We start from the raw sequence: 25295 nt of genomic DNA on the forward strand, positions 1-25295 counted from the left end.
CCGTGACCCGGTCCGACCACGTCCGGCTCGACTCCCCGTCCATCGGCGGGACCCGGGAGGTCGTCGTGCACGGCCACTGGGGTCGCCCGGTGCTGTGGTTCCCCTCGGAGGGGTTCGGGGCGGACGAGTTCGCCGACCGCGGCATGCTCGACGCCCTCCGCCCGGCGATCGACCAGGGTCTGCTCACCGTGTTCTGCGTGCCGTCCCACGACGAGGAGTCGTGGTCGGCGAGCTGGAAACCGTTGGCCGACCGGGCCCGCGCCCATCTTGCCTACGAACGGTGGATCGTCGATCACGTGGTGCCGTTCGTGCACGAACGGTGCGGCGGCCGCACGGACATCGTCACCGCGGGGCCGTCCATGGGCGCGTTCCACGCCGTGCTCTTCGCGCTGCGGAACGCCCACCTGTTCGGCCGCGCGGTGGCCCTGTCGGGCAGCTACTCGACGTGGGCGTGGCGCGGTTGGGGCGAGGGGGACGTGGACACCTACCTCACCGACCCGATGAGCTTCCTGCCCACCGAACACGGCGGGCATCTGGAGCACCTGCGGCGCTCGCTGCACCTCACGCTGGTGGTCGGGAGCGGCCGGTGGGAGGACACCACGGGCGCGCACGCCTCCACCCGCGCCCTGGCCGGTGTCCTCGCCGACCTGCACATCCCGCACGAGCTGGCGGTCTGGGGCACCGAGTGGCCGCACGACTGGAACAGCTGGCAGGCGCAGGCCGCGACCTACCTGCCCCCGCTGGGCGGCTGACCGACCGGTCTCAGCCGCCGGCCAGCCGGACGGTCCGGGTCCGCGGCGGCCCCGATCGGCGGCCCACCAGCAGGACCAGCACCAGGGCCGGAACGGTCAACGCTGCACTCACCGCGAAGACCGCGCTGTAACCCAGCGAGGTGGTCGAGGCCCACCCCAGGATGGGTCCGGACGCCACCGAACCGAGCCGGAACGTGTTGCTGAACATCCCCGAGGCCAGTCCCGGCCGCGGGATGACCTGCAGGAACAGGGCCAACCCCGCACCGTTGACCACGGCCACGAACCAGGCGTTGAGGATCTGCAGCGCGATGAGGCCGACGGTGCCGTCCACGACCGTCATGCCGATCCCGTACCCGAGCCCGGCGACGCATCCGGTCACCACGAGGGTGAGGATGCGGACCCGGCCGGCCAGTCGCCCCACGGCCAGCAGGGCCGGGATCTCCAGGGCCGCCGCGACCCCGAGGGCGGTGCCGGCCCACAGCACGGGCAGACCCAGGCGCTCGGTGACGAACAGGCCCATCACCGCGACCTCCGCGGTGTTCGACGCCTGCAGCGCGACGAAGGCCACCACGATGAGGACGACGGCGGTGCGGGACGCCGTGGCCGCCGGCGGGTCGGCGGGGTCGGCCCGCTCGACGGCGACCGGCGGCGCCGTCCGGTCGGCCGGCGGCGACGCCCGCGCCGTCCGGCCGGCGGTCTGCACCGCCGACGCGACCACCACGAGGATCGCCACCGCCACGACCGCCACCAGCAGCGCCCGGTCGCCGAACGCCCCCATCAGCACCGTCGCCAACGGCGGGCCGGCCACGAACGCCACCGAGAAGACGGCCCGGATGTCGACCACGTCGGACGGCCGGGCGCCGGCGTGCTGCAGGTGGGCGAACAGCAGGGAGACGCCCACCCCGGCGGGGCCCCCGAGCACGACCAGGGCGACCACGGCCACCGTCAACGACCGCGTCGAGACCAATACCACGGCTAGCGCGAGCCCCAGGCCGGCGGCCCCCAGCATCGGCCGCAGGTAGTCCGACCGCCGGTCGGCCCAGGCCGGGACGACGACCGAGGCCAGGAACGCGCTGGTGTTGTAGGCGGCGAGGATCCCGCCCACCTGGCCGCCGGTGGCGCCGTACACCGACACCAGCAGCAGGGCGAGCGCCGGGTTCAACAGGGCGAACTGCAGCCCCCAGAACAGGGACGAGACCGACGCCCGCACCCGCACTGGAGAACCGCCCGCCGCCGCCCACGCCCGGCCGGGCGCGGTCACGCACAGCCCCCGGAACGCCGGGACCTCCAGCAGACCAGACGGGCGGAGTCCTCCGCGAACCGGACCGGCCGCCGGCGACCGCGGCGGTCAGCGTTCGTCCACCCGCTGCAGCCGCAGCGCCAGCACCGGACAGGCGTTGGCCGCGGCACGGGCCCGGCGGATCAGCTCCGCCGGCACCGGGCCGCTCGGGAGCAGCGGGTACCCCCACTCGTCCAGGGTGATGCCCTCGCCGAACTCGTCGGCACACAGGCCGTGGGCGCGGCAGCGCAGAGGATCGACCTCCAGCCGCCGGCCGGCGACCGACGCTCCCCGGCTCACCATCGCCGGTCCCCCGCACCCAGCCGGACCACCGGGCCGACCGCGGCGCACCGGCCGTGGGCGAGGTGGTCGTGCAGATGCCCGGCGAGCTCGGTGCGCAGGGCGTGCAGCGCGGAGGCGGCCAGGGCGACGACTCCGTCCGGGTGGCGGCAGGCCCCGCGGCCGGTGACCACGGGGAGTCTCCGATCGAGGCGGACGGCCGCCGCCGCGTCGCCGTCGGTGAGCGCAGCCAGATCGGCGGCCAGGGCGGGGAGACCGAACATGCACGGCCCGCACTGGCCCGCACCCTCTCCCGCGAGATGGCCGACGAGGCGGGCCGTCTCGGTCAACACGCACCCGCCGGGGGGCAGCACGGTGATGGTGGCCGTGCCCCGGCCGGCGCCGACCGGGTGCAGCGCCGCTGACGTGAAGGGCCGGTCGGCGTGCCGGGCGAGGTCGAGCCAGCCGCCCGCGAGACCACCGACCAGCGCCCATCCCACTGCGGGCGCCCCCACCGCGGCCAGGACGGCACCGAGCGGGCTGCCGGCGGGGAGCTCGACGACCCCGGGACGGGCGACCGCGCCGGTCACCGTGATCAGCTCCGTGCCGGTCGACCCGGGTCGACCCAGCGCTCGGAAACCCACCGCGCCGATCCGGGCGAGGACGGCGACCTGGGCCAGGGTCTCGGCGTTGTCGAGCAGCGTCGGACGACCCCACACCCCCTGCTGCCACGGCCGCACCGCGCGTCCGGTGGGCCGGAAGTCCCCGGTGGTGATGCCGTGCACGAGCGCGGACGCCTCGGAGGCCACGTACCGCTCCGGCACGGGGACGATCTGCCAGCGCACACCCGAGGGCGGGCGGTCGGCCACAGCTGCAGAGAGGCACCGCTGCGGGCCGCCCTGGTCGCGCACTGCGACCAGGACCGTGTCGGTGCCGACGGCGTGGGCGGCCAGCTCGGCGCCGTCCAGGATCAGCTGGGGCGCGTGCCCGGCCAGCACGGCGTCCTTGGCCGACGTCGGGTCGCCCTCGACGGCGTTGACGACCACCACGGCCGGACCGCCGGTGGCCCGCACCTGTGCGGTGACGGCGGCGAGTTTGCGACCGGTGGGGAACCCGGCGCCGCCCCGCCCGGTCAGACCGGCCGCGACGACCTCGTCGATCAGCGCGGCGCCGGGCCGCGGCAGCGGCCCCCACCGGACCAGGTGGTCGGACAGGTGCCGGCACGCCGGCCCGTCGAGCAGGCGGGCCGGGACGACGGGCCGGACGGGCGGTCCGGTGAGCAGACCGGCGCTCATCGGGTGGCCCGCCCGGCTCCGAGGGGAACGACCGGGGTGGAAGTCACCGGGGTGGGATCGACGGGAACGACGGCGGGGCGCAGGTCGTGGCGGAGCCGGCCCTGCTCGCGGCGCACCGCGTCCGGATGACGGTCCGACCGCAGCCGCCACCGCCACAGGGCACCGACCACCGCGAGCACGCACACCCCGCTGACCGCGAGGGTCCACGGCCGGACCCCGTCGCCGCCGGCACTACCCAGCCCGTGGGCCACGGCGATGGGCCACATCGCGTACGCGGCGAGGTGCACACCGCGCCAGAGCCTCACGGGCAGGTGCCGCCGCAGCAGGCTGGTGATCGTGACGGCGAGCAGCAGGTCGACGGCCACCGCGCCCAGGCCCACCCAGAACGGGTCCCAGGCCGAACCGAACGGCAGGAAGACGTCGACCACGCCGAGTTCGACGTAGCCGTCGGCGATGGCCGAGACGATGTGCAGGGCCAGGAAGACCAGAGCGGAGAGGGAGATGCTGCGGTGCAGGCGCAGCACCCCGGCCCGGGGCAGGACGGCACTGCCGGCCCGGCCCGAGGTGGCGATGCCGAGCACGAGGACAGCGGTGAACAGTACGAGGGCGACCACCCCTGCCGCCCGACTCAGGTACCACAGGGCGGACGAGTCGATCATGCGGCGCACTCCTGGTCGGTGGGCCAGCCGGCCACGATCCGGACGGGGTGGGCGTGCGGGGATCGGGCCGGCGCCGGGCCACTCTCGGCGGTGACCAGCCGGGCGGGCAGACCCAGACCGGCCAGCCACCCGGGTGCGGCCGGGCCCAGGATGATCGCGGCCGTCGCCGCGGCGTTCGCGTCGACCGCGGTGGCCGCGCACACCGACACGGTCCGCCAGCAGGGTGCCGGATTGCCGCCGCTGCGCGGGTCGACGAGGTGGTGGGCCTCACCCGCCGGTCCGGACCATCGTCGGGTGGTGGTCGACGACGTCGCCACCCCGCCACCGGTGATCGAGATCGACGCGGGCGACGTCGCCGCCACCCGGTGGTCGTCGTGGACGGCGATGCGCCATCCGCCACGGGGCGCGGGGCCGTGGACGGCGATGTCCCCGCCGAGGTCGACCAGCACTCCTGCCCCGATCGCCCGGGCGATGCGTCGGGCGGCCCGGTCGGCGGCCAGCGCCTTCGCGGTGGCCCCGAGGTCCAGCCCCACCCCCGCGGGCATCAGCAGCTCCCGGGTGACCGGATCGTGCCGGATCCGCCAGTACCCCGGCGCGGGCAGGACGGGCTGGTGCCGACGCGACCCCGACCCCGGCTGGACCGGCAGTCCGGCCGGGGGGAGGTCTCCGATGTCCCGGTCGTACCCGAGGGCCACCAGCGGGCCGAGCACGGTGGGGTCGACGAGGCCGTCGGTCGCCCGGGCCACCCGCAGTGCGGTGGTCACCGCTGCGTTCAGCACCGGCGAGAGCACGACGGGCGAACCCGCGGCCCGGTTGACGGCCGTGATCTCGGAGTCGGGACGGAAGCGACTGCAGGCGATCTCGATGTCGTCCAGCTCGGCCCGGAGCTCACGGTGGGCCACACCCAGTGCCGCCGGGTCGGTGACCCGCACCGTGCCGGTGGTGGACCAGAGGTCGAAGGTCAGCCCCGCGGGCACGATGCGCGGGCGAGGGTCGTCCGGGCCGTGGGCGGACCCGTGGCGCCGGCTCACGATCCCCCCGTCCCCGCATCGGCCCGACCGGACGTCACACCGGGTCGCCGGGTCGGCGCCTGCGACGATCCGGTCGTCCCGGGAGCGACCGGCTGGGTGATGCCCGGCTGCGCGCTCCCGGTCGTGGCGGACCCCGAGGACGCGTCCGGCGCCGTGGTGCCCTGCGGGGTGCTCGCCGCGGCATCGGCGCCCAGGGCGACGGCCAGCGCCCCCACACCGATCCCCGCGGCGGCGACGGTGGCGGTGGTGATGACCCGCACCCGGCGCAGCAGCGCGGACCGCGGTGGTCGTCCGCTGGGTGGGACGGGACCGGATGCGTTCGACATGACCGAAGATTCGGCCCGGGAGCTGTGCGCCCGCTGTGCCGTGGCCACCGGTCAGCTGGGAGCGCGGTCGGCGCGGCGGGTCTATGCACGGCCCGCCCCCATTGGCCAAGATCACTGCCATGAGCACCTCGCGGCGTGACTCCACGACCCATCTCATCGGGCTGCTGCTCGGCACCGAGAACGACTGGCCGCGGGCCTTCGAGACCCTGGTCCGCAGGGTCGGGGCGATCCCGCACGCCGGCCGGGAGCACCACATCGACACCGAGCGCATCACCATCGAGCCGTTCGACCTGCGGTCGCCGGTGCGGTACGACGTGGTGATCGACCGCTTGGCCTGGTGGTACTTCCATCCACGGGAATGGCTGAAGAAGGCCGCCCTGGTGAACGACACCTACCTGCTGAACAACCCGTTCACCTTCCAGGCGATGGAGAAGCACTCCGCGTACTGCGCGATGATCCGGCTGGGTTTCGACATCCCGGACACGGTGCTGGTGCCGTTCAAGAACCCGGTGGATCACGAGAAGTGGGCGTACACCGCGGAGACCTACAACCTGCCCTTCGATCTGGACGAGGTGGCGGCACGCGTCGGGTTCCCGATGTACATGAAGCCGTTCGACGGTGGTGCCTGGCGCGGGGTCTCGCGCATCGACGGGCCCGCCGAGTTGCATCGGGCGTACGACGAGTCGGGGCAGATGCTCATGCACCTGCAGGGGGCGGTGTCCGAGTTCGACTCGTTCGCCCGGTCGCTGACCATCGGCCCGGAGACCAAGATCATGCGGTTCCGCCCGGAGCTGCCCATGCACGACCGGTACGAGGTGGCCCACCATTTCCTGCCGCCCGAGGCGGGCATGGAGATCCTCACCCTGTCCCGCACCATCAATGCGTTCTTCCGGTGGGAGTTCAATTCCTGCGAGGCCCTGGTCACCGGGACGCGGGTGCAGCCCATCGACTACGCCAACGCCTGCCCGGACGTCTCGATCACCTCGCTGCACTACTACTTCCCGTGGGCGATCACCCAGCTGGTGTCCTGGTCGGTGTTCTGTGCGGTGTCCGGCCGGCGGCAGCGGGTGGACACCACCACGCGGGACTGGTTCGACGTCGCCGACGACCCGGACCTGAGCTGGGCCGAGAAGCTCGGCCGGTACGCGGCGATGTCGGACGAGTACTTCCAGACCGCGGAGTACCAGGAGTTCTGCGCGACGTCGTTGGCGTCGCTAACGGAGATCGTCCGGGACTGGATCGCCTCGTCGGACTTCGACGCCCTGCTGGTCGAGACCGTCCGCGCCACTTACCCGCCGGCGGAGCACGAGCGCTTCCTGGCGCACTTCCGCGGCCTGCTCGGCATGTGGGTGGACGACCAGCACTGAGCCCGCCCCCACCGGCGCCAGGTCAGGAGCAGGTCGTCCCGTCGGCCGGCAGGGTCAGATCGGTCAGGTACTGCGTGGCCGCGTCGTCCACGCAGGTGATGCCCGCGCTGAGGTAGGCGGTGTGCCGCGTCCCCTCCACGGTGAGCAGCCGCCCACCGAGCTGCTCGGCCAGGTCGACGCCGGCCTGGTACGGCGTGGCCGGGTCGCCGGTCGTCGAGATGACCAGCACCGGCGCCAGCCCGGGGACCTCGGGCACGTGCGGGACGAGGGTCGGGTCCGCCGGCCAGAAGTCGCACGGCCCCCGGGTGACCAGCGGCGGCTCCCCGGAGTCGGCGAACGGCGCGGCGGCGTTCGACTCGGCGATCAGGGCCAGCTGCTCCTGCGGGTCGTCCTCCCGGGGGTTGTCCATGCAGCCGATCGCGGTGAACGCGTCCTGCAGCGAGGAGTACCCGCCCTGGGCGTCGCGCTGCAGGTACGCGTCGGCCAGCGCCATCAGCTGGTCGCCCTTGCCCTGGGACAGGCTGAGCAGCGCCTCGGAGAGCGGCGTCCAGAACGTCTCGGAGTACATCGCCTGGATGGTGCCGGTGAGGGCGTCGGAGTACGTCAGCACGCGCCCGTCGGCGAGCGGCAGCGGAGTGTCGAGCAGGGGCCTGGTCAGGGACTGGAACACCGCAGACGCCTGGGCCGGGTCGGTGCCCAGCACGCATCCCGGCTGCTGTGCGCAGGAGGCGGCGAAGGAGTCGAACGCGGACTGGAAACCCTTCGCCTGGTCCAGGTTGGACTCCGCCGGATCCTGCACCGGGTCGACCGCGCCGTCGAGCACCATGGCCCGGACGTTCCCGCCGAACTGCTCGGCGTAGATGGTGCCGAGCAGCGTGCCGTAGGAGAAGCCGACGTAGGTGAGCTTGTTGTCGCCCAGCGCGGCGCGCAGCACGTCCATGTCGCGGACCACGTCCCGGGTGCCCAGCGTGCCCAGGAAGGTCGCTCCGTCGATGCCCTGCGCCTCCCCCGTCCGCGCCGTGCACGCCTGGGCGAAGGCCTCGGCGCGGGCGTCCGCGGCCTGCACGTCGGCATCGGTGGCCAGCCGGACGGAGGCGGCCCGGTCGGCGTCCCGCTCGGCCCCGGTCTGACAGGTGACCACCGGGAGCGAGGCCCCGACGCCGCGCGGGTCGAACCCGACGAGGTCGAACCGACGGTTGAGATCGCCACCGACGCCGAACGCGCCGAACTGGGCCACGATGTCCACCCCGGAGCCGCCCGGTCCACCGGGGTTGAACACCGCGGACCCGATGCGGGTGGACTGATCGGTGGCCGGCTTGCGAATGACCGCGAGCAGCACGTCCGGATCGCCGGAGGACGCGGGCGGCTCGTAGGTCAGCGGCACCCGGAGCTGCGCGCACTCCAGGACCCGACTCGCGTAGTACTGACGCTGTTCGGCCGTCTGCGCGAAGTCGGTGCACGAGCCCCAGTCGAGTGTCTGCCCGTAGTAGCTCTCCAGACCGGCCGGGACGGGCGCGGGTGGGCCCGGGTCCTCGGTGGTGGACGGGGCGGTGATCCCGCCGCCGGTCGCCGCGCCCGTGTCGGCGGCCCGCTGGGCATTGCCCGCGACCGTCGTGGAGCACCCGGTCAGCGTGAGGGCCACCAGCACGCCGAGGGCGACCGGACGGCGGCGGATGCGGTGGACGGTCGGGGCACGACGCCCGGTGCGGCGGAAGATCACCGCCCGATTGTGCCTGCCCGACTCGTGGTCGGGGTGAGTTGTCCCCGGCCGCCGAGCCCGCCCTGCGGTTCAGGCGACGGTGACCAGGGCCCGATCCCGGGCGCGGTTCTCGTGCCAGGACAACGCCGTCACGGACGCGACCACCAGGACGGCACCGACCCACTGCACCGGCTCCAGGGGTCGGGACAGCACGAACACCCCGATCAGGGCGGCGGTCAGCGGGTAGGCCAGCTCGGCCAGGGTCGCGCGCGAGGCCGGGGTCCGCCGCAGGCCGACGTAGTAGAGGGCCATCGCGCCGAGCCCGGGGACGAGCGCGATACCGAGAACGGCCAGCGAGCTCGGGACGTCCGGTACCCACAGCGGGGAGCCGGTGGCCAGCACGACCACGAACATCGCGGGCAGCCCGAACGAGAAGCGCAGCGTGGTCAGTTCCAGCGGCTCGAGCCGGGTGGCGACCAACCGCCCCAGGACGGTCCCCCCGGCCCAGAGCACGGCCGCGCCGAGGGCGAGCAGCACCGCGACGAGATGATCGACCGCGACGTGGAACGGATCCGGGAAGGCCAGCAGCCACACCCCGGCCAGAGCGGGCAGCGCGAACCACCAGAACCGCCGGGACAACCGCTCACCGAGCAGCCAGGCGGCCCCCACCAGGGCCACCACCGGCTGCAGCTTCTGCACCACGGCAGGGGTGATGGGGTCGCCGACCGTGAACGACAGCGTGAAGAGCGTGGTGGCGATCGCCGAGGCTCCCACCCCGATGCCGACGACCGCCCAACGACCCCCGGCGTCCAGACGCCGGAAGGCGCGCAGCGACCGCGGCAGCAGGGGGGCGAGCACCAGGGTGAGCACGAGGTGCTCGGCGAAGACGATGGTCGGGGCGGCGACCGTCTCGGCCAGCGGCAACCGCAGCAGCGCGTCGGTCCCCCACAGCGCCGCGGCCACCGCGATCAACCAGGTCAGGTCACGCGGCGCCCGGGTGGGCCCGCTCGTGCTCGAGCGCAGGACGCCCATCCGTGCCTCCCGGGTGGGCCGGCCCGCGGGGGTCGGACGCACCGATCGTGTTCACGCCCGTGGCGGGCGTTCCACGGCGGTCAGCGTCGTCAGCCGTCCCGCCATTCCCGATCCTGCGAATCGAGCCGCTGCTCCCGGTCGTGCACGCTCTGCAACGCGTTCGCGGCCGCCTCGGGGGTCGGGTAGGGGCCGAGCAGGTCCTTGGCCTTGCTCTGCCCCTCCTTCTCCACCTGCTTGGTCACGATGTTGAAGTACCAGCCGTTGCTCTGTCCGATCTCGTCTCCCATGGGTGAGCATGCTGCCACCGCAGCCGGACGAGCGCGTGAGGTGGGTCCCGCCGGGCGCGACTCCCCGCCTGGCCGGGGGCCGACCGGCTCAGACGGGTTCGACGACGAACCGGTGGGTCGCCGGGTCGGCGGAGACCAGGCGGACGTCGACCACGGTCCCCTCGGTGAGCCCGCGCGGGGAGCAGTTGGCCCGCACCGGCGGGTCGTGCAGGACGACCACGGCGCGGTCCCGCTCGGCGTCGATCTGCAGCACGGTGGCCGGGAAGACCTCACCCTCCCGCCCGCCCAGCAACGCGGTGGACACCGCCCCCTGCACCGCCTTCGCCAGCGCCGACGAGCGTCGATCGGCGGCGGACATGGCGGCGGGCAGATCGGGCAGCGCCCGGCGCACCCAGTCGGGTACGGGTGTCCCGGCGGTCAGCGCCAGGCACACCTCCGAGCCGTACCGGTCGACCAACCGGCGCAGCGGGGCGGTCACGTGGGCGTAGGCGGCACCGACCCCGCCGTGCCCGGTGTGCTCGGGGACGACGCCGTCGAACGGGGTGTAGCCGGCCCCGCGCAGCAGCCGCACGGCGTCCTCCAGGAAGGCGGCGTCCATCGGGCGGGTGCCGTCCATCCGGGCGATCACCGAGTCCGCGGACTCCTCCGCGGGCCACCGGATACCCAGCGCCGCCGTGGCCCGGCGCAGGGTCTGCACCTGTTCCGGCCCGGGCACCGGCAGGGTGCGCAGGATGCCGATCAGTCCGCGCAGCATGATCACCGCGGCGCACGTCCCGGTGAGCAGGCTGATCTCGGCGTTGGCCTGTTCGACGGGCAGCACGGCGCGGCGGACCAGGGTCCAGTGGCCGTCCCCGCCGCGTTCGACCTCGATGTCCGGCAGGTCCAGGGTGATGGCGTGCCGGGCCCGGCCGATGGCCGTCCGCAGCGCGCCGATCTCGGGCAGCAGCTCGATCCCCGGGTGGGCCCGTCCGGCGTCGAGATCGGCCTGCACGCCCGCGTAGTCCAGTCGGGCCACCGACCGCACCGCGGCCCGGTGCACGTCGACGGCCACCGGCTCGCCGGCCGCGTCCAGGTCGATGGTCCACAGCACCGCGGCCCGGACGACCCCGGGCAGCAGACTGGCCGCTCCTTCCGACAACTCCGTCGGGTGCAGCGGCACCGACCGGTCGGGGCTGTACTGGGTGGCGCCGCGCCGCCAGGTCTCGATGTCCAGCACCCCGCCGGGCTCCACGAAGGACGCGACATCGGCGATGGCATAGCGGACCCGGTAGCCGCCGTCCCGGCGGGACAGGTGGACCGCCTGGTCCAGGTCGCGCGACCCGGGTGGGTCGACGGTGACGAAGGGGACGGCGGTCTCGTCGGGCAGGGTCGCGAGCACCGCGGGCAGCCGCTCGGCCGCCGTCCGGGCCTCCTCGACCGCTCCCCCGGGGTAGTCCTCCTCGATGCCGAGATCGGCACGGACGGCGGCGAAGTCCAGGTCGGCGACGGGGCCGACCGATGGCGCACTGACCCGGGGGACGACCACCGGTGACCTCCTCGACGAGCCGGTGCCCGCCCCGGAGCCGGGGCGGGCGGTCGGGCCCAGCCTGCCACCGGTGGGTGAACCCCCGACGAACCGCCCCCCGTGCGCTCGAACATGTGTTCGAATAAGGGGGTGCGCCTGATCCTGTTCGTCCTCGGCCGACTGCTCGGTCTGCAGTCCCGTGCCGTTCCGTCCCGGCGGTCGGCCGGAGTACGGCGGGCGGGCGAGCAACCCCACCACCGACGCCGCGAGGACGGTGCCCTCGTGGAGCGGGCGCCGACCCTGTGCCCGGTCGGGCATCCGCTCGGGCCGACCCGCCTGCTCGTCGGCAACCACCCGTGCCTGTGCGCGGGTCAGTCGCACCGCACCTGGCGGTGCCGGGAGTGCGATGCCTGCTGGGTGTGGCCGCCCTGCCGGGAACGACCCGACTGGCCCCCCTGGTCGGGGGGCTGAGCGGCGCGGGTCGGACGGATCAGCGCTGCTGCTGACCCTGGCCGTACCCGAGTTCGGTGGCGGTCTGCCGGGCGCCGTCGTCCATCGGCACGGCGACGACGGCGGTGCCGTAGGCGCACAGCTCGGTCCAGGTGTCGCCCATCTCCGAGGTGTCGAACCGCATGCCGATGATCGCGTTCCCGCCGCGGGCGCGACACGCCTCGAACATCCGGTTCATCACCTCGTTGCGGCTCTCCGCCAGCTGCTTGGTCATGCCCTGCAGCTCGCCGCCGAACATCGACTTGAAGCCGGCGCCCATCTGCGAGAAGGCGTTGCGCGATCGGACGGTCAGCCCGAAGACCTCCCCGCAGGTGCGCTGGATCTGCCAACCGGGGATGTCGTTGGTGGTGACGGCGAGCATGGGTGTGGTTCCTCTCGTCTGCGATGGCGTTCCGCGGGTGCGCACGCTGGTCGGGTTCCGGCGCCGCCCCGGTCCCGGGGGGACGCGAGCAGTGTGGGCGCAGGCACCGTGATCAGCATGTCGGCCGACCCGTGGGGTCGGCGTTGGCCGTCAGCCGCCGGTCAGCGCGCGCAGGTCCGCCGCCAGCAGACCCGCCAGGTACGCGTGGCCGTCGTCGTTCGGATGCCCGGTGATGTCGACGTAGTCGTCGATGTTGTCCGGGGTGATCCAGTCCTCCTGGATCGGGTCGATGATCGGCAGGCCCCGCGCGGCCGCGATCGTACCGAGCAGCGCGTTGACGTCCAGCACGGCCGGGTCGATCGGCATCTCCTCGGGGGCGCCGGCCAGCATGAGCAGCTGGGCGTTCGGCCACCGGGCCTGCAGGCTGTCGAAGAGGGTGTCGGCGGCGTCGGGCAGACCCGCGTACTCCACCGACGCGTCGTTGGTGCTGCCCTGCACGATGATCAGGTCGGGATCGCCGACGGACAGATCCCCCAGCTCGTCGAACTGGTCCTGGTAGTCCCCCGCGTCGTCCCCGGGGTTCAGGTACCCGATACCGCCGACGGCGTCGATGACGGTCCGCGTCCAGCCCAACTCGTCGAACGCCTCCTGGATGTACCCACCGCGACCGTCGTCGGAACCCCAGCCGGCCGCCCACGAATCGCCCAGCACCAGAACGGCCGGGTCGGACGGCAGGACCAGCCCCGCAGGAGCCACCACGGGGACGGCGGCCGTCGGATCGTCGGCGGACACCTCGGCCGCCGCGGAGGACATCTCCGCGGCGGAGGACAGTCGCGAGGCCAGCACGGCAGCCGCCGCCTCGGAACGGATCCGGGCCTTCGGCGCGAGCACCACGTACCAGGTGTCGATCATCAGCACGGTGGTGACGGCCACGGCGACCGCCACCAGTGTGACCCGGAAGCGGAACGGCGACATGGCGTCAGTATGCCGACGCATGGTCTGGGTCCTGTGAGTGACGCAGGGCGCCGGGCGGCGACCGACCAGGTCCGCACCGGTCCCTCACGGTCGGTCTGACATCCTGCGCTGATGCGTCAGATCATCCAGAGCCGCAAGCTGCAGAACGTCCGGTACGACGTCCGGGGTCCGATCCTGGTCGAGGCGCAGCGACTCGAGGCCGAGGGCCACCGCATCCTCAAGCTGAACATCGGCAATCCCGCCCCGTTCGGCTTCGAGGCTCCCCCGTCGATCGTGGCCGACATGGTGCACAGCCTGCCCGAGGCACAGGGTTACTCCGACTCGCGCGGCATCTACTCCGCCCGCACCGCGGTCGCGCAGTACTACCAGGCCCGCGGACTGCAGGACACCTCGATCGACGACGTCTACATCGGCAACGGCGTGTCCGAGTTGATCACGATGGTTCTGCAGGCGTTCCTGGACGACGGCAACGAGTTGCTCGTCCCGGCCCCGGACTACCCGTTGTGGACGGGTGCGGTGTCGCTGTCCGGCGGCACCCCCGTGCACTACCGCTGCGACGAGACCTCCGGCTGGGAGCCCGATCTCGCCGACATCGAGGCGAAGATCACGCCCAACACCCAGGGCCTGGTCATCATCAACCCGAACAACCCGACCGGCGCGGTCTACTCCGAGGCGACAGTGCGGGCGCTGGTGGACATCGCGCGGCGGCACGACCTCGTGGTGTTCAGCGACGAGATCTACGAGAAGATCCTGTTCGACGACGCCGTCCACCACCACACCGCCGCGTTCGCCGGCCGGGACGTGCTGTGCCTGACGTTCAGCGGGCTGTCCAAAGCCTACCGGGTGTGCGGTTACCGGGCGGGTTGGGTGATGGTCTCCGGGCCGAAACATCTGGCCGCGGACTTCCTGGAGGGCCTGACCCTGCTGGCGAACATGCGCATGTGCGCGAACGTGCCGGGCCAGCATGCGATCCAGACCGCCCTCGGCGGATACCAGTCGATCCAGGAGTACATCCGTCCGGGCGGCCGGTTCTACGAGCAGAGCAAGCTGGCGGCCCGTCTGCTCAACGAGATCCCCGGGGTCAGCTGCGTGGAGCCGCGCGGGGCGCTGTACTGCTTCCCCCGGCTGGACCCGGAGGTCTACCGCATCGACGACGACGAGGCCTTCGTCATCGGGCTGCTGCGCGCGCAGAAGATCCTGGTCACCCACGGCACCGGGTTCAACTGGTTCGCCCCGGACCACTTCCGCCTGGTCACCCTGCCCGACGTCGACACCCTCACCGAGGCCATCGGCCGCATCGCCGACCATCTGGCCACTCTGCGCTGAGCGGCGCCGTCGGGCAGGCTGGTCCGATGGCACGCGGGACGGTGAAATTCCTCAAGACCGAGAAGGGCTGGGGGGCGATCAGTTCGCCCGAGCTCCCGCCCGGCTGCGATGCCTTCGTCCACTTCTCGGAGATCCAGGCCCGGGGGTACCGGGAGCTGCACGCCGGTGACCGTGTGGAGTTCGACCACCACCCGGCCCGGCAGGACAGCTTCCTCTTCGTGGCGACCCGGGTGCGCCGACCGGGCCCTGGACCGGCACCCACCCTGCGCCGTGACGGGCAACGGGTGATCGCCGTCCCGAACGGCACTCCGGACACACCGTTGACCCCGCGGCGGGGTCAGCGGCCCGCGGAGTGACCCCGGGGGGCGTCGGCACCGCCGCACCCCCGCCGGGTCGGGTCCGCCGGGCCGATCTGCACGACCGCGCCCTGTCACATGTCGGGTCTTTCAGGATCCCTTAGCTTGTAAAAACACGGTGAACGTGGTTGTCTTTACCCCGTAAGGCGCACTCGATCGGGTCGAAGACACGGCTCGCCGGTCTGCACGACCCTCGCCGGTCTGCCGAGCCGGCGGGAACCCGCTTCCCGCATCACTGCATCCGAAACGCCGGGCACCGCTGCCCACTGCGCCCACCGGCGTCCGGCCCCGGTCCGTCCGGTCACCCTCCACACCCGTTCCGGGACGTCCCGTCCCGTCGCACCGTCACCACTCCAGGAGTTGCCATGTCCAGCATCGACGACGACCGCACGACCACCGACGGGGCCCGCCCGTTCCAGCACGCCGCAGCCGACCTCGGTGTCGACCGGGAGACGGTCCACGCTCGGGAGACCGAGAAGTACGGCGGTATGAAGATCGGGTCCGCCTTCTTCGGGTTCATGGCGGCCATCGGCATCGCCGCCCTGCTGACCTCGCTGCTCACCGGAACCGGTGTGGCCCTGGGCCTGTCCAACAACACCACCGCCGCGGAGATCACCGACCAGGCGGCCGCCGCCACCGGCACGGCGCGCACCATCGGCCTCATCGGGGCCATCGCCCTGCTGGTCATCATCGCCCTGGCCTACTTCTCCGGCGGCTACGTCGCCGGGCGCATGGCCCGCTTCAACGGCACCAAGCAGGGCCTCGCGGTCTGGCTGTGGAGCATCTTCTTCGCCGTCGTCATCGCCGTGCTGGTGCTGATCTTCGGCAGCAAGTTCGACGTGCTGTCCAACCTGAACCTGCCCCGCATCCCCCTGGACGAGGGCGACGTCACCACCGCCGGCATCATCGCCATCGCCGCACTGGTCATCGTCAGCCTGGGCGCAGCCCTGCTCGGCGGCAAGGCCGGCATGGCCTACCACCGCCGTGTCGACCGCACCGGCCTCGTGGTCTGACCCTCGCGGTCCGGCCCTCGCGCCGACCACCCTGCCCGCCCGATCACCCCGAGAAACGGAGTCCGGGCAAGCTGCTCTGACCGGTGCCCGTCCAGGGCGCATCGGGTACGCGGGCGTCGCCGAGAGCTGTTGTCGGCGGCGCCTTCGGCGTCCCACCCGCCGGTCAGCAGCAGGCGCAGTCGCCGCCACACCCGCCGGTCGGTTCTACGTCGGGACCGTCAGCCCCGGCGGGATGGCCGGGGACGACCGGCGCGCAGCAGGCGTCGCCCCGCCAGGCGTCCCGGCCCTCCTTCACCGCCACCGCGGCGATGACCAGCGCGGCGATCGGGTCGGCCCAGGACCAGCCGAACAGCGAGTTCAGGGCCAGGCCGACGAGCAGCACCGCCGAGAGGTACGTGCACAGCAACGTCTGCCGGGAGTCCGCGACCGCGGAACGGGAATCCAGCTCGCGCCCGGCGCGCCGCTGTCCGTACGACAGGAACGGCATCACCGCGAGGCTGACCGCGGCGAGCACCAGACCGACGGTGGAGTGCCGCGACTCCGAGTCACCGACCAGGGCGCTGACGGCGTCCACCGCGACGTAGGCGGCGAGGGCGAAGAACGACCAGGCGATGACCCGCAACGCGGTGCGCTCCCGGACCCGCGGGTCCGGGCCGGCGAACTGCCAGGCCACCGCGGCCGCCGAGGTCACCTCGATGATCGAGTCGAGTCCGAATCCGATCAACGCGGACGACGACGCCGCGGACCCGGCGCCGAGGGCGATCACGGCCTCGACGATGTTGTAGGTGATGGTGGCGGCCACGAACAGCCGGACGCGGCGGGACAGCACCGCCCGCCGGGCGGCGCCCGGTCCGGCGAGCGGGGGCAGGGTGGCGGGCGGCGGGGCCATCAGCAGCAACCGTTCTCGGCGGCCGAGGCGCAGTGGTCCGGGTCGACGGTGAGGACCACGCCCAGCAGATCGGTGAGCGCGTGCGCCAACTTCGGGTCGGTCAGCTCGTAGCGGCTGCGCCGGCCCTCCGGAACAGTGACGACCAATCCGCACCCGCGCAGGCAGGCGAGGTGGTTGGACAGTGACTGCCGGGACACCCCCAGCAGCTCGGCCAGATCGGCCGGATACCCCGGGGCGTCCCGCAGGGCCAGCAGCACCCGGGCCCGGGTGGGGTCGGACAGGGCATGCCCGAACCGGGCCAGCACTGACGCATGCATGAGTGTCTCCACGGACGAGACAGTACAGACTCCGGTGTATTCAGCAAGTGCTGGACCTGCGGGACGCCCCGTGCGCCCGCGCGGTCGTTTGATGGACGAGTCGGTCTGTAAGCCGGGTCCTGTTCCCGGGCGCCTTGCGGCGATCCCGTTCGGCGACCATCCATCTCGGCGTGCCGTTGCCGACACGCTCCAGCGGTCCACCCGCAGACTCGGGCGGGCAGCCCTCGAACGTCTGCGCACACCGCCCCGAGGGGCGGCGCTCTCGACCTTGCTCCAGGTGGGGTTTACCGAGCCGTCCCGGTCACCCGGGACGCTGGTGGTCTCTTACACCACCGTTTCACCCTTACCGGGCGGCCCGGAGGCCGCCAGGCGGTCTGTTCTCTGTGGCACTGTCCCGCAGCTCGCGCTGGGTTGCCGTTGACAACCACCCTGCCCTGTGGAGCCCGGACTTTCCTCGGCGGCAGCACCCCGGTCACCCCGGATCCTGCCGACGCGGTCGCCCGACCGACTCGTCCGGCGAGGATTCTACTGCCGTACGCTCCCCGCTCGTGACATCGCGATCCGGCTCGGTGCAGTGACCATCTCCTGGCCCGACGGACTCGCCACCGTCCTCGGTGTGGCCCTGCTGGCGGCGGTGCTGGTCTTCGCGGTGGTCCGGCCCCGGGGACTGCCCGAGGCGGTCGTCGCCGTCCCCGCCGCCCTGCTCGCCGTCCTCATCGGCCTGGTGCCGTGGCACGTCGCCGGCGAGACCCTGGCCCGGCTCGGTCCGACCATCGGGTTCCTGGCCGCGGTGCTCGTGGTCGCCCACCTGGCCGACACCGACGGGGTCTTCCGGTGGCTCGGGCAACAGCTCGCCCGGCGGAGTCGCGGCGACGGCGTCCGACTGTTCGGGTTGGTCGTGGTGGCGGCGGCGGTGGTGACGGCCGTGCTCAGCCTGGACACCACCGTCGTCCTGCTGACGCCGGTCATCGTCCGCGCGGTCCGCCGCCTGCGGGTGGCGCCGAACGCCCACGTCTACGCCACGGCGCATCTGGCCAACTCGGCGTCGTTGCTGTTCCCGGTGTCCAACCTGACCAACCTGCTGGCCTACCAGGCGGCCGGGCTGTCCTTCCTCGGCTTCACCGGGTTGATGGTCGGCCCGTGGGTGATCTGCCTGGTGGTCGAGTACGTCGTCATCCGGTGGTGGTTCCGGGCCGAGCTGGGCGCCCCCTCTGCCGTCCCCGCCGGTGGTGTCGACGGGGCGAGTGTCGAGGAAGCGCCGCTGACCGCCCCGAAGGTCACCCTGATCCTGCTCGGCCTGCTGCTCGCCGGCTTCGCCGTCGGTCCGGCGTTCGACGTCGAACCGGCCGTGGTCGCCGGCATCGGGGCGGTGGTGCTGGCCGTGCGCGGCCTCGCCCGTCGGCAGGTGACCGTGCCCGAGGTGGTGCGGGCGACCAGCCCGGTGTTCCTGCTGTTCGTCGCCGGACTCGGTGTCGTGGTGGACGCGGCCACCGGCCACGGCCTGCAGGACGCGCTCGCCGGTCTGCTGCCCTCCGGCGAGTCCCTGGCTGCGCTGCTGGCCCTGGCCGGCATCGCCACCGTGCTGTCCAACGTGGTGAACAACCTGCCCGCCACCCTCGTCCTGCTGGCCGCGCTGGGTTCCCAGCCGGCGACGGGCGCCGTGCTGGCCGTGCTGATCGGGGTCAACATCGGCCCCAACCTGACGTACACCGGGTCGCTGGCCACCTTGCTCTGGCGCAGGATCCTGCGCGGGCACCAGCTCGACTCGTCGATCCGCACCTTCACGCTGCTGGGTCTGCTGACCGTGCCGGTCTGCGTGGTCGGCGCCACGGTCGCCCTCTGGGGTGCGCTGCAGCTGTTCTGAGGTGCCCGCTCGGGGCGGCAGCACGGCGGTCAGCGCAGCGCGCCGCCGAGGTCCCCGGCGGCGAGTAGCGCCACGAGGACGGGCACGACGCCGGTGGCCGGAACCCGATGGCGCCCACCGCCTCCGGCCTCCACCACACCGGCCGCCGTCAGCGTGGCCAGGTGGTGGTAGACCTGGCCGGCCGACGACCCGCCCACCGCCTCGGTGAGTTCGGCGACGGTGGCCGGGCCCCGGAGCAGCCGGTGCACCAGCTGGAGCCGAACGGTGTGCCCCAGGGCGGCGAGCACCCGGACGACCGCGGCGGACGGGAGGTCCAGGACGGCGGCCGCGTCGAACTCGATCTGCCAGCCGACCTCGCCGTGCAGCCGGACCTGACCGGAGTAGGCGACGGTGCCCGCCTCACCGGTCGGCCGCGCCGGCCCCTCCAGGGCGGCCACCCGCTGCTCCAGCCGGTCCAGCCGCTCCAGCATGTCGATGGGCTCACTCACCGACCCATCGTCGCACCCGGTCACCGCACCCTCAGGCCAGCGCACAGTCCAGCTGTCGCGCGGCGGCGGGGTCGGTCATCGCCGCGAGCATTACCTGCTGGTGGGTGAGCCCGGCCGCCAGGGCGGCGGACCACTCGTCCGGGCTCAACCCCTGGACGAGCAGCACCCCGACGGTGTCTGCACCGGTTTCGGGGCGCAACGCGACGGCCTCGGCCAGCACCCCAGGCAGCGATCCGCCCTTGAACCCCAGACCGGCATGGCCCGCGGGGGCCGGCTGCCACTCCAGCTGGGCACGGGCCTCCGGCAGGCCACCGGCGCTGATCGCGGCGTGCATCGCGGCGAGCCCGGCGGCAGAACCCGAGGTCGATCCCGCCGCCCACTCGGCCTGGACGGCCGGGGCCGGGAGCGGCAGGGACTGCACCCGGGCGGCCTCGGCCGGATCGTCGACGTACCGCCGGGCGGCGGCCTCCGGATCGCCCACGGTCGGTTCGAGCAGGGTCAGGAAGTCGCCCAGGAAGCTCGCCGTCGGGGCGCCGGCCCACCCCAGCTCCGCGGCGGTCGCGGCCAGCGCCTCCGGGCCGAGTAGATCGCGCAGCAGGTCCGGGGCGGCGTTGTCGCTCTCCCGGATCATCGCCGAGACCACGTCGGACAACGGCACGGCGGCGGTCGGGTCGGTGGCCCGGACCCCGTCGTGGGCGATGCCCAGCCGGGTCAGCGCCGCGACATGCGCACCGCCGTCGGTGCCGGGGAGGTACCAGCGCTCCCAATCCGCCACCGGGACGGTCCGGTCGGCGACCAGCACGCCGTCCCGCACCGCGGCCGCCCAGGCGGCGAGGTGAACCACCTTGCGGGCCGAGGCCAGCGGCCGATCGGTGTCGGGCAGATGGGCGTCGGTCCCGAGCACCAGCGAGACCTGGTCCGGGTGCGCCGCCATCCAGCCCAGGAACCCCGCCGGGGTCGACGGATCGGGCGCGGCCGGTGCGGCACAGGCAGCCTCCGGGTCGGACGCTGACGTCCCCACGGCGGCGGCGGTGGTGGATGCAGCGGCGCTGGCGGATGCAGCGGTGCTCGGCGATGGCGTCGCACTGCTCGACGCGGGAGCGGCGGACGGCGTGGCGGCACAGGCCGCGAGCAGCAGGCCGAGGGGCAGGGCAGCGGTCGGGCGGCGCATCTCGTCTCCGTTCCTCTGGAATTCCGTAGAACCAGAGAATACAGAGGGGCCCAGGGGCGGCCCCACCGGTCATGCCAGGGCGGCGAACCGGTCCCGGGTCAGCTCAGGTGCCCGGTCTCGTTGACCGCCCAGACCACCACGTCCCCGTCGTCCTCGACGGTGATGCCGGACATCGACGCGGTGTCGATCCGGAAGCGGTAGGCCAGCCGGGTGGGCGCGTCCATCGCCGCGGTGAGCAGCATCTTGCTCGTCGCGGCGTGGGTCACCAGCACGACGGTGTGGCCGCGGTACTGCTCGGCCAGGCTGCCCAGCAGCGGGGACACCCGGTCCCGGATCTCCTGGAAGGACTCCCCACCCGGCGGGGCGGCGTCCGGGTCCGACCGCCACACGGCGAACTCCGCGGGCCAGCCCTCGGCGATCTCGCCCGGCCGCCGGCCCGACCAGTCACCGAGCTTGCCGTCCAGCAGGGCGTCCTCGACGAGCATCGGTGCGCCGGTGGCGGTGGCGATGGCCTCCGCGGTGGCCCGGCAGCGACCCAGAGGCGAACTCAGCACGACGGCCGGCGCGTGCTTGCGCAACCGCTGCGCGAGGGCGGCGGCCTGGGCCTCGCCCCGCGCGCTGAGCGGCACCTCCTTGCGACCGACGAACCGGCCCTGGGCCCCCCACACGGTTTCCCCGTGGCGCACCACGATGACCTGGGTGGCGCCGGACGGGTGCGGGTCGGGCAGGGCCGCGGCCGGGTCCGGCCCGTCCTCGCCCACGGTCCCGTCCGGCCCGAACAGTCCGTCCTCGACCAGCGGGGCGGGAGCCGGAGCGCGTCCGGGTTCGGTCCACGTGCCGCCGTCGCGGGTGGCGTCCATGGCCTCGTTGGCCAGCCGGTCGGCGTGCGAATTCTGGGCGCGGGGGACCCAGGTGAAGGTCACCGTGTCGAATCCGGCGACGAGACCGGACGCCTTGCGCGCCAACGGTTTCATGTCCGGATGTTTGACCTGCCAGCGGCCGGACATCTGCTCGACCACGAGCTTGGAGTCCATCCGGACGTCGACGCGGCGGGCCCCCAGGTCGCGGGCGGCCTCCAACCCGGCGATCAGCCCCGAGTACTCGGCGACGTTGTTGGTGGCCCGCCCCACGGAGGCGGCCCGCTCGGCGAGCACCGCCCCGTCCCGGTCGAAGACCACCGAGCCGTACCCGGCCGGCCCCGGGTTGCCCCGGGAACCGCCGTCGGCATACATGGTGACGGTGCCGACCCCGGCGGTGGTGCCCTCGGACTGCACAGGGTCCCCGTTCACGCGCGGATCAGGATGGCGCCGCATTCGTCGCACCGCACGACGGTGTCCACCCCGGTGGTGTGGATCTTCGACAGGGCCACCCGGTCCAGATCGATCCGGCAGGCCTCGCAGCGGGCGCCGTTCAGCATGGCCGCGGCGACCTTCCCGGAGGCGTGGATCCGCTCGTACAGGGCGACCAGATCGCCCGGCAGTGCCGCGACCAGCGCGGTGCGCTCACCGCGCAGCCGTCCGGACTGGTCGTCGACGTCGGCGAACGCGTCGTCGCGGCGGGTCTGCGCCGCGGTCAGCTCCTGCTGCGCGGTGGCCAGCTGCGTGGTCGCCGCGGTCAGCGCCGACTCGGCGGTCTCCCGGCGTTCCATCAACTCCAGGGCGTCGTCCTCGAGCACCCCCTGGCGGCGGGCCAGGGACTGGATCTCGTGCTGCAGGTTCTCCATGTCGCGGGCGTTCCCGGCCCCGGAGGCCAACCGCTCGGCGTCCCGGCGGGAGCGGGTGCGCACCTGGTCGATCTCCTGCTCGGCCTTGCGGGCGGCCCGGTCCAGGTCGCCCACCTCGGTCTGCGAGACCACCACGGTGTCGCGGAGGGTGGCGACCCGCGTCGACAGCTCGGCGATGACGGCCAGCTCGGGAAGCGTGCGGCGGCGGTGCATCGCGCCGGCCAGCGCCTTGTCCAGGGCGGCGAGATCGATCAGCTTCCGCTGCAGGAACGGGTCGGCCTTGACTGCCACGGGGCACGTCCTTCCGTCATGGAGCTGTGGAGTTGGTGCGGTCGAGCGGTGGGGCGGGTGCGGGTCGAGAGCGGACGGCGCTCACGGCCCGGGCGGGGGCAGCGACCGGGAGGCCGCGTGCACCGTCCACGGGTCGGTCCGCCGGGTGGAGACCGTCGTGACGACCGTACCGGCCCCGATGGCCTGGATCAGCCGGGCCGCGTGCGCCAGCCAGGGCCATTCCCCGGCCCAGTGGGCGACCTCGACGACGGCGGCGGCACCCGGCGTGGCCAGGTGCTCGTCGACGGCGTGATGGCGCAGGTCGGACGTGACGACGACGTCGGCGCCGACGTCGCTCGCCCGACCCAGCTCGGAGTCCCCGGCGCCCCCGCACACGGCCACCGTGCGCACCGTGCGGTCGGGGTCGCCCGCGGCGCGCACACCGCCGACCGTGGCCGGCAGCCGGGCCGCGACCAACTCGGCGAAGGCGGCCAGCCGCAGCGGTTCGCCGAGCACACCCACCCGGCCCAGACCCACCCCCGGGGTGTCGGTGGGCCGCAGCGGCCGCAGCTCGGTGAGTTCCAGCGCCCGGGCCAGGGCGTCGTTCACCCCGTCGACGGCGACATCGGCGTTGGTGTGGGCGGCGACGTGCGCCACCCCCGCGGTGATCAACCGGTGGATCAGGGCGCCCTTGGGCCGGTCCGCGGCGACCGACTGCACCGGGCGGAACAGCAGCGGGTGGTGGGTGAGCAGCAGATCGACGCCCAAATCGACGGCCTCGGCGACGGTGGCGGCGTTCGCGTCCACGGCCAGCAGCACGGAGTCGACGACGGACTCCGGATCACCGCAGGTCAACCCGATGCCGGTGTCCCAGGACTCGGCGCGCTCCGGCGGGTAGGCCCGGTCCAGACCGACGAGCAGCTCCCCCAGTCGCACACCCACCGCGCGCCCCCGCCCTGCCCGGACGCCCGGACCGGCCCGGGCGTGTCGGGCGCCGACCCTACCGGGCGCCGCAGCGCACCCGGGGGCGCTCGCGCCCGCGCCGGACGGGGGACAATGGACGGGTGCCTGCCGACCGCCCCGCCCACCGGCCCTCGCCCGGTGGTGCCGACCCCCGCTTCCACGTCACGGTGATCTGTTCGGGGAACATCTGCCGCTCCCCCATCGCCGAGCACGTGCTGCGCGCCGCGGTCGACGAGGCGGGTCTGGCCGACCGGGTCCGGGTGACCAGCGGGGGCACCGGCGACTGGCACGTCGGGCAGGGCGCGAACGCCCGGGCCGTCCGGGTCCTGCGGGCACACGGCTATCCCACCGACCACAGCGCCCGGCAGATCACCGTCGCGGAGATGGCCACCGCCGATCTGGTGCTGGCGGCGGATCGCGGGCATCTGCGGGAGCTGCGTCGGATGACCGACGAGCCGGACAAGGTCCGCCTGCTCCGCTCCTTCGACCCGGCGGCCGACGACGACGAGGTGCCGGACCCCTACTACGGGCCGGACTCCGGTTTCGAGGACGTCATGACGATGACCCGCGCCGCCGTCCCCGGTGTGCTCGACGAGATCCGGCGCAGCCTGTGACGAGCCGACCCGACCTGCGGGAGACGACCGCCGCCGACGCACCACCGCCTCGCCGGCGCTGGGCCTTCCTGGCCACCCCCGGGTGGATCGCCGCGGTGGCCGGCGCACTGCTCTTCGCGCTGGCCTGCTTCGCCGTCCTCGCCCCCTGGCAGTGGGACCGGCACACCGAGCGGGACGCGCAGAACGCCTCCATCACCGCGGCGGCCGCGGCGCCCGCCGTCCCGGTCGCCGAGCTGATGTCCACGGCCGGGCAGCCCGCCCCGGAAGCGGTGTGGCATCCGGTCACGGCCACCGGCACCTATCTGTCGGATGCGACGGTCTACGTCCGGTTGCGGCAGGACGCCAACGGCCAGCCGGTCTCCGAGGTGATCGTGCCGCTGCAACTGGACGACGGCACGCTGCTCATGGTCGACCGGGGGTACATCCCGTTCGAGACGGCCGGCAGTGCCGCGCCGGTGCCGGCCGGGCGGGTCACCGTCACCGGGCGGGTCCAGCTCGACCAGACCGACCCCCGGAACCGGATGCCCAGCGTCCAGGACGGGGTGCTGCAGGCCTGGGCGATCAACGGTCCCCAGCTCACCGCGGCGACGGGCGTCTCCGGCCCGGTGCTCGGTGGTTACGTCCAGCTCGTCGAGGGGGCACCGGGCGTGCTGGTCCCGGTCGGCGTCCCGCAGATCGACTCGGGCCCGTTCCTGTCGTACGCGTTCCAGTGGATCGCGTTCGGGGTCATCGCCTTCCTGGGCATGGGCTTCTTCGTCTATCGGGAGGCGTTCGACCCCCGGGACGCGCACGACGACCGGGACGACGACTCCGGCGACGAGCCGGAGCCCACCCTCACCAGGACCGACGGGGCCCGTACCGACGGGGCCGACGAGCGGGAACCGGCCGCGACCGGTGGACGACGGTCCCGCCGCTTCGACCGCTCCCAGCTGTACGACGACTGAC

27 protein-coding genes and 1 other RNA gene are annotated in these 25295 nt (G+C 73.6%); 8 read left to right on the top strand and 20 right to left on the bottom strand.

The window, feature by feature from the left end; all coding sequences use genetic code 11:
• Positions 1-2: 2 nt before the first annotated feature.
• Positions 3-752: an esterase family protein gene (locus J2S58_RS04185; RefSeq protein ID WP_205256156.1), complete on the top strand. Its 750-nt coding sequence runs from the start codon at positions 3-5 to the stop codon at positions 750-752.
• Positions 753-762: 10 nt separating this feature from the next.
• Here the strand turns inward: J2S58_RS04185 and J2S58_RS04190 are convergent, their stop codons facing one another.
• From J2S58_RS04190 to J2S58_RS04215, 6 genes are all read right to left on the bottom strand, one after another.
• Positions 763-2013 carry an MFS transporter gene (locus J2S58_RS04190; protein ID WP_306826356.1) on the bottom strand — a complete coding sequence of 417 codons (1251 nt, stop codon included), beginning with the start codon at positions 2011-2013 and terminating at the stop codon, positions 763-765.
• Between the two features lie 87 nt (positions 2014-2100).
• The gene (locus J2S58_RS04195) at positions 2101-2334 is read right to left on the bottom strand and encodes a ferredoxin (RefSeq protein ID WP_205256155.1); all 234 of its coding nucleotides are present in this window, start codon (positions 2332-2334) and stop codon (positions 2101-2103) included.
• On the bottom strand, positions 2328-3605 hold the full coding sequence (locus tag J2S58_RS04200; protein ID WP_205256154.1) for an NADH-ubiquinone oxidoreductase-F iron-sulfur binding region domain-containing protein: 1278 nt from the start codon (positions 3603-3605) through the stop codon (positions 2328-2330). The genes J2S58_RS04195 and J2S58_RS04200 overlap by 7 nt, the downstream gene beginning before the upstream one ends.
• The gene (locus tag J2S58_RS04205) at positions 3602-4264 is read right to left on the bottom strand and encodes a ferric reductase-like transmembrane domain-containing protein (protein ID WP_240188666.1); all 663 of its coding nucleotides are present in this window, start codon (positions 4262-4264) and stop codon (positions 3602-3604) included. The genes J2S58_RS04200 and J2S58_RS04205 overlap by 4 nt, the downstream gene beginning before the upstream one ends.
• Positions 4261-5295 (bottom strand): FAD:protein FMN transferase, encoded by a 1035-nt coding sequence (locus tag J2S58_RS04210; RefSeq protein ID WP_205256153.1) that lies wholly within the window; start codon positions 5293-5295, stop codon positions 4261-4263. Before J2S58_RS04210 ends, J2S58_RS04205 begins: the two co-directional genes overlap by 4 nt.
• The gene (locus J2S58_RS04215; protein WP_205256152.1) at positions 5292-5621 is read right to left on the bottom strand and encodes a hypothetical protein; all 330 of its coding nucleotides are present in this window, start codon (positions 5619-5621) and stop codon (positions 5292-5294) included. The genes J2S58_RS04210 and J2S58_RS04215 overlap by 4 nt, the downstream gene beginning before the upstream one ends.
• A gap of 119 nt (positions 5622-5740) precedes the next feature.
• Here J2S58_RS04215 and J2S58_RS04220 point away from each other — a divergent pair, with 119 nt between their 5' ends.
• Positions 5741-6988: an ATP-grasp domain-containing protein gene (locus tag J2S58_RS04220; protein WP_205256151.1), complete on the top strand. Its 1248-nt coding sequence runs from the start codon at positions 5741-5743 to the stop codon at positions 6986-6988.
• Between the two features lie 22 nt (positions 6989-7010).
• Here the strand turns inward: J2S58_RS04220 and J2S58_RS04225 are convergent, their stop codons facing one another.
• The 6 genes from J2S58_RS04225 to J2S58_RS04250 form a co-directional block, all read right to left on the bottom strand.
• A complete protein-coding gene (locus J2S58_RS04225) occupies positions 7011-8708 on the bottom strand; it encodes an alpha/beta hydrolase (RefSeq protein WP_205256150.1) in 1698 nt (565 codons plus the stop codon).
• 69 nt (positions 8709-8777) lie between these two features.
• Positions 8778-9719 carry a DMT family transporter gene (locus J2S58_RS04230; RefSeq protein ID WP_205256149.1) on the bottom strand — a complete coding sequence of 314 codons (942 nt, stop codon included), beginning with the start codon at positions 9717-9719 and terminating at the stop codon, positions 8778-8780.
• A gap of 89 nt (positions 9720-9808) precedes the next feature.
• Positions 9809-10006, bottom strand: a complete 198-nt coding sequence (locus J2S58_RS04235; RefSeq protein WP_205256148.1) for a hypothetical protein — start codon at positions 10004-10006, stop codon at positions 9809-9811.
• A gap of 88 nt (positions 10007-10094) precedes the next feature.
• Positions 10095-11531, bottom strand: coding sequence for an RNB domain-containing ribonuclease (locus J2S58_RS04240; protein ID WP_306826357.1), 1437 nt, complete (start codon positions 11529-11531; stop codon positions 10095-10097).
• Between the two features lie 469 nt (positions 11532-12000).
• Positions 12001-12381 (bottom strand): YbjQ family protein, encoded by a 381-nt coding sequence (locus tag J2S58_RS04245; protein WP_205256147.1) that lies wholly within the window; start codon positions 12379-12381, stop codon positions 12001-12003.
• 150 nt (positions 12382-12531) lie between these two features.
• Positions 12532-13356, bottom strand: a complete 825-nt coding sequence (locus tag J2S58_RS04250) for an SGNH/GDSL hydrolase family protein (protein WP_205256146.1) — start codon at positions 13354-13356, stop codon at positions 12532-12534.
• Positions 13357-13467: 111 nt separating this feature from the next.
• Here J2S58_RS04250 and J2S58_RS04255 point away from each other — a divergent pair, with 111 nt between their 5' ends.
• The 3 genes from J2S58_RS04255 (at position 13468) to J2S58_RS04265 (ending at position 16051) form a co-directional block, all read left to right on the top strand.
• On the top strand, positions 13468-14682 hold the full coding sequence (locus J2S58_RS04255; RefSeq protein ID WP_205256145.1) for a pyridoxal phosphate-dependent aminotransferase: 1215 nt from the start codon (positions 13468-13470) through the stop codon (positions 14680-14682).
• 26 nt (positions 14683-14708) lie between these two features.
• Positions 14709-15038 carry a cold shock domain-containing protein gene (locus J2S58_RS19175; RefSeq protein WP_205256144.1) on the top strand — a complete coding sequence of 110 codons (330 nt, stop codon included), beginning with the start codon at positions 14709-14711 and terminating at the stop codon, positions 15036-15038.
• A 365-nt stretch (positions 15039-15403) separates the two neighbouring features.
• Positions 15404-16051 carry a hypothetical protein gene (locus tag J2S58_RS04265; protein WP_205256143.1) on the top strand — a complete coding sequence of 216 codons (648 nt, stop codon included), beginning with the start codon at positions 15404-15406 and terminating at the stop codon, positions 16049-16051.
• Between the two features lie 163 nt (positions 16052-16214).
• Here the strand turns inward: J2S58_RS04265 and J2S58_RS04270 are convergent, their stop codons facing one another.
• The 3 genes from J2S58_RS04270 to rnpB all read right to left on the bottom strand — a co-directional run bounded on the left by J2S58_RS04270 (position 16215) and on the right by rnpB (position 17769).
• Positions 16215-16940 (bottom strand): cation transporter, encoded by a 726-nt coding sequence (locus J2S58_RS04270; protein WP_205256142.1) that lies wholly within the window; start codon positions 16938-16940, stop codon positions 16215-16217.
• Positions 16940-17257, bottom strand: a complete 318-nt coding sequence (locus tag J2S58_RS04275; protein WP_205256141.1) for an ArsR/SmtB family transcription factor — start codon at positions 17255-17257, stop codon at positions 16940-16942. The genes J2S58_RS04270 and J2S58_RS04275 overlap by 1 nt, the downstream gene beginning before the upstream one ends.
• Before the next feature lie 92 nt (positions 17258-17349).
• An RNA gene (gene rnpB, locus J2S58_RS04280) (RNase P RNA component class A) lies at positions 17350-17769 on the bottom strand.
• Positions 17770-17831: 62 nt separating this feature from the next.
• Here rnpB and J2S58_RS04285 point away from each other — a divergent pair.
• On the top strand, positions 17832-19121 hold the full coding sequence (locus J2S58_RS04285; RefSeq protein ID WP_306826358.1) for an ArsB/NhaD family transporter: 1290 nt from the start codon (positions 17832-17834) through the stop codon (positions 19119-19121).
• Positions 19122-19150: 29 nt separating this feature from the next.
• Here J2S58_RS04285 and J2S58_RS04290 read toward each other — a convergent pair whose 3' ends face one another.
• From J2S58_RS04290 to J2S58_RS04310, 5 genes are all read right to left on the bottom strand, one after another.
• Complete coding sequence (locus tag J2S58_RS04290) at positions 19151-19609, bottom strand: ArsR/SmtB family transcription factor (RefSeq protein WP_205256140.1); 459 nt, start codon at positions 19607-19609, stop codon at positions 19151-19153.
• Positions 19610-19640: 31 nt separating this feature from the next.
• Positions 19641-20780 (bottom strand): serine hydrolase, encoded by a 1140-nt coding sequence (locus J2S58_RS04295; RefSeq protein WP_205256139.1) that lies wholly within the window; start codon positions 20778-20780, stop codon positions 19641-19643.
• Between the two features lie 98 nt (positions 20781-20878).
• Positions 20879-22069 (bottom strand): bifunctional RNase H/acid phosphatase, encoded by a 1191-nt coding sequence (locus J2S58_RS04300; protein ID WP_205256138.1) that lies wholly within the window; start codon positions 22067-22069, stop codon positions 20879-20881.
• Positions 22066-22794, bottom strand: a complete 729-nt coding sequence (locus J2S58_RS04305; protein WP_205256137.1) for a zinc ribbon domain-containing protein — start codon at positions 22792-22794, stop codon at positions 22066-22068. The genes J2S58_RS04300 and J2S58_RS04305 overlap by 4 nt, the downstream gene beginning before the upstream one ends.
• Positions 22795-22875: 81 nt before the next feature.
• Entirely contained in the window at positions 22876-23709 is an 834-nt protein-coding gene (locus J2S58_RS04310; protein ID WP_205256410.1) for a Nif3-like dinuclear metal center hexameric protein, read from the bottom strand.
• Between the two features lie 128 nt (positions 23710-23837).
• Between J2S58_RS04310 and J2S58_RS04315 the strand changes: the two genes are divergently transcribed.
• Together J2S58_RS04315 and J2S58_RS04320 are read left to right on the top strand one after the other, a co-directional pair.
• Positions 23838-24350, top strand: a complete 513-nt coding sequence (locus J2S58_RS04315) for a low molecular weight protein-tyrosine-phosphatase (RefSeq protein ID WP_205256136.1) — start codon at positions 23838-23840, stop codon at positions 24348-24350.
• Complete coding sequence (locus tag J2S58_RS04320) at positions 24347-25294, top strand: SURF1 family cytochrome oxidase biogenesis protein (RefSeq protein ID WP_205256135.1); 948 nt, start codon at positions 24347-24349, stop codon at positions 25292-25294. The genes J2S58_RS04315 and J2S58_RS04320 overlap by 4 nt, the downstream gene beginning before the upstream one ends.
• The last annotated feature ends 1 nt before the right edge of the window (position 25295 follow it).

It is taken from the genome of Nakamurella flavida, from assembly GCF_030811475.1.
In the GTDB taxonomy this organism is placed as follows: Bacteria; Actinomycetota; Actinomycetes; order Mycobacteriales; family Nakamurellaceae; genus Nakamurella; species Nakamurella flavida.

What these genes read in the sequence shown, in the direction of transcription:
- J2S58_RS04250 (WP_205256146.1), bottom strand. Translation starts at nt 13,356, where the DNA reads ATGTCGCCGTTCCGCTTCCGGGTCACACTGGTGGCGGTCGCCGTGGCC.
- J2S58_RS04205 (WP_240188666.1), bottom strand. Translation starts at nt 4,264, where the DNA reads ATGATCGACTCGTCCGCCCTGTGGTACCTGAGTCGGGCGGCAGGGGTG.
- J2S58_RS04200 (WP_205256154.1), bottom strand. Translation starts at nt 3,605, where the DNA reads ATGAGCGCCGGTCTGCTCACCGGACCGCCCGTCCGGCCCGTCGTCCCG.
- J2S58_RS04270 (WP_205256142.1), bottom strand. Translation starts at nt 16,940, where the DNA reads ATGGCCCCGCCGCCCGCCACCCTGCCCCCGCTCGCCGGACCGGGCGCC.
- J2S58_RS04245 (WP_205256147.1), bottom strand. Translation starts at nt 12,381, where the DNA reads ATGCTCGCCGTCACCACCAACGACATCCCCGGTTGGCAGATCCAGCGC.
- J2S58_RS04230 (WP_205256149.1), bottom strand. Translation starts at nt 9,719, where the DNA reads ATGGGCGTCCTGCGCTCGAGCACGAGCGGGCCCACCCGGGCGCCGCGT.
- J2S58_RS04265 (WP_205256143.1), top strand. Translation starts at nt 15,404, where the DNA reads ATGTCCAGCATCGACGACGACCGCACGACCACCGACGGGGCCCGCCCG.
- J2S58_RS04275 (WP_205256141.1), bottom strand. Translation starts at nt 17,257, where the DNA reads ATGCATGCGTCAGTGCTGGCCCGGTTCGGGCATGCCCTGTCCGACCCC.
- J2S58_RS04235 (WP_205256148.1), bottom strand. Translation starts at nt 10,006, where the DNA reads ATGGGAGACGAGATCGGACAGAGCAACGGCTGGTACTTCAACATCGTG.
- J2S58_RS04295 (WP_205256139.1), bottom strand. Translation starts at nt 20,780, where the DNA reads ATGCGCCGCCCGACCGCTGCCCTGCCCCTCGGCCTGCTGCTCGCGGCC.
- J2S58_RS04255 (WP_205256145.1), top strand. Translation starts at nt 13,468, where the DNA reads ATGCGTCAGATCATCCAGAGCCGCAAGCTGCAGAACGTCCGGTACGAC.
- J2S58_RS04215 (WP_205256152.1), bottom strand. Translation starts at nt 5,621, where the DNA reads ATGTCGAACGCATCCGGTCCCGTCCCACCCAGCGGACGACCACCGCGG.
- J2S58_RS19175 (WP_205256144.1), top strand. Translation starts at nt 14,709, where the DNA reads ATGGCACGCGGGACGGTGAAATTCCTCAAGACCGAGAAGGGCTGGGGG.
- J2S58_RS04220 (WP_205256151.1), top strand. Translation starts at nt 5,741, where the DNA reads ATGAGCACCTCGCGGCGTGACTCCACGACCCATCTCATCGGGCTGCTG.
- J2S58_RS04195 (WP_205256155.1), bottom strand. Translation starts at nt 2,334, where the DNA reads ATGGTGAGCCGGGGAGCGTCGGTCGCCGGCCGGCGGCTGGAGGTCGAT.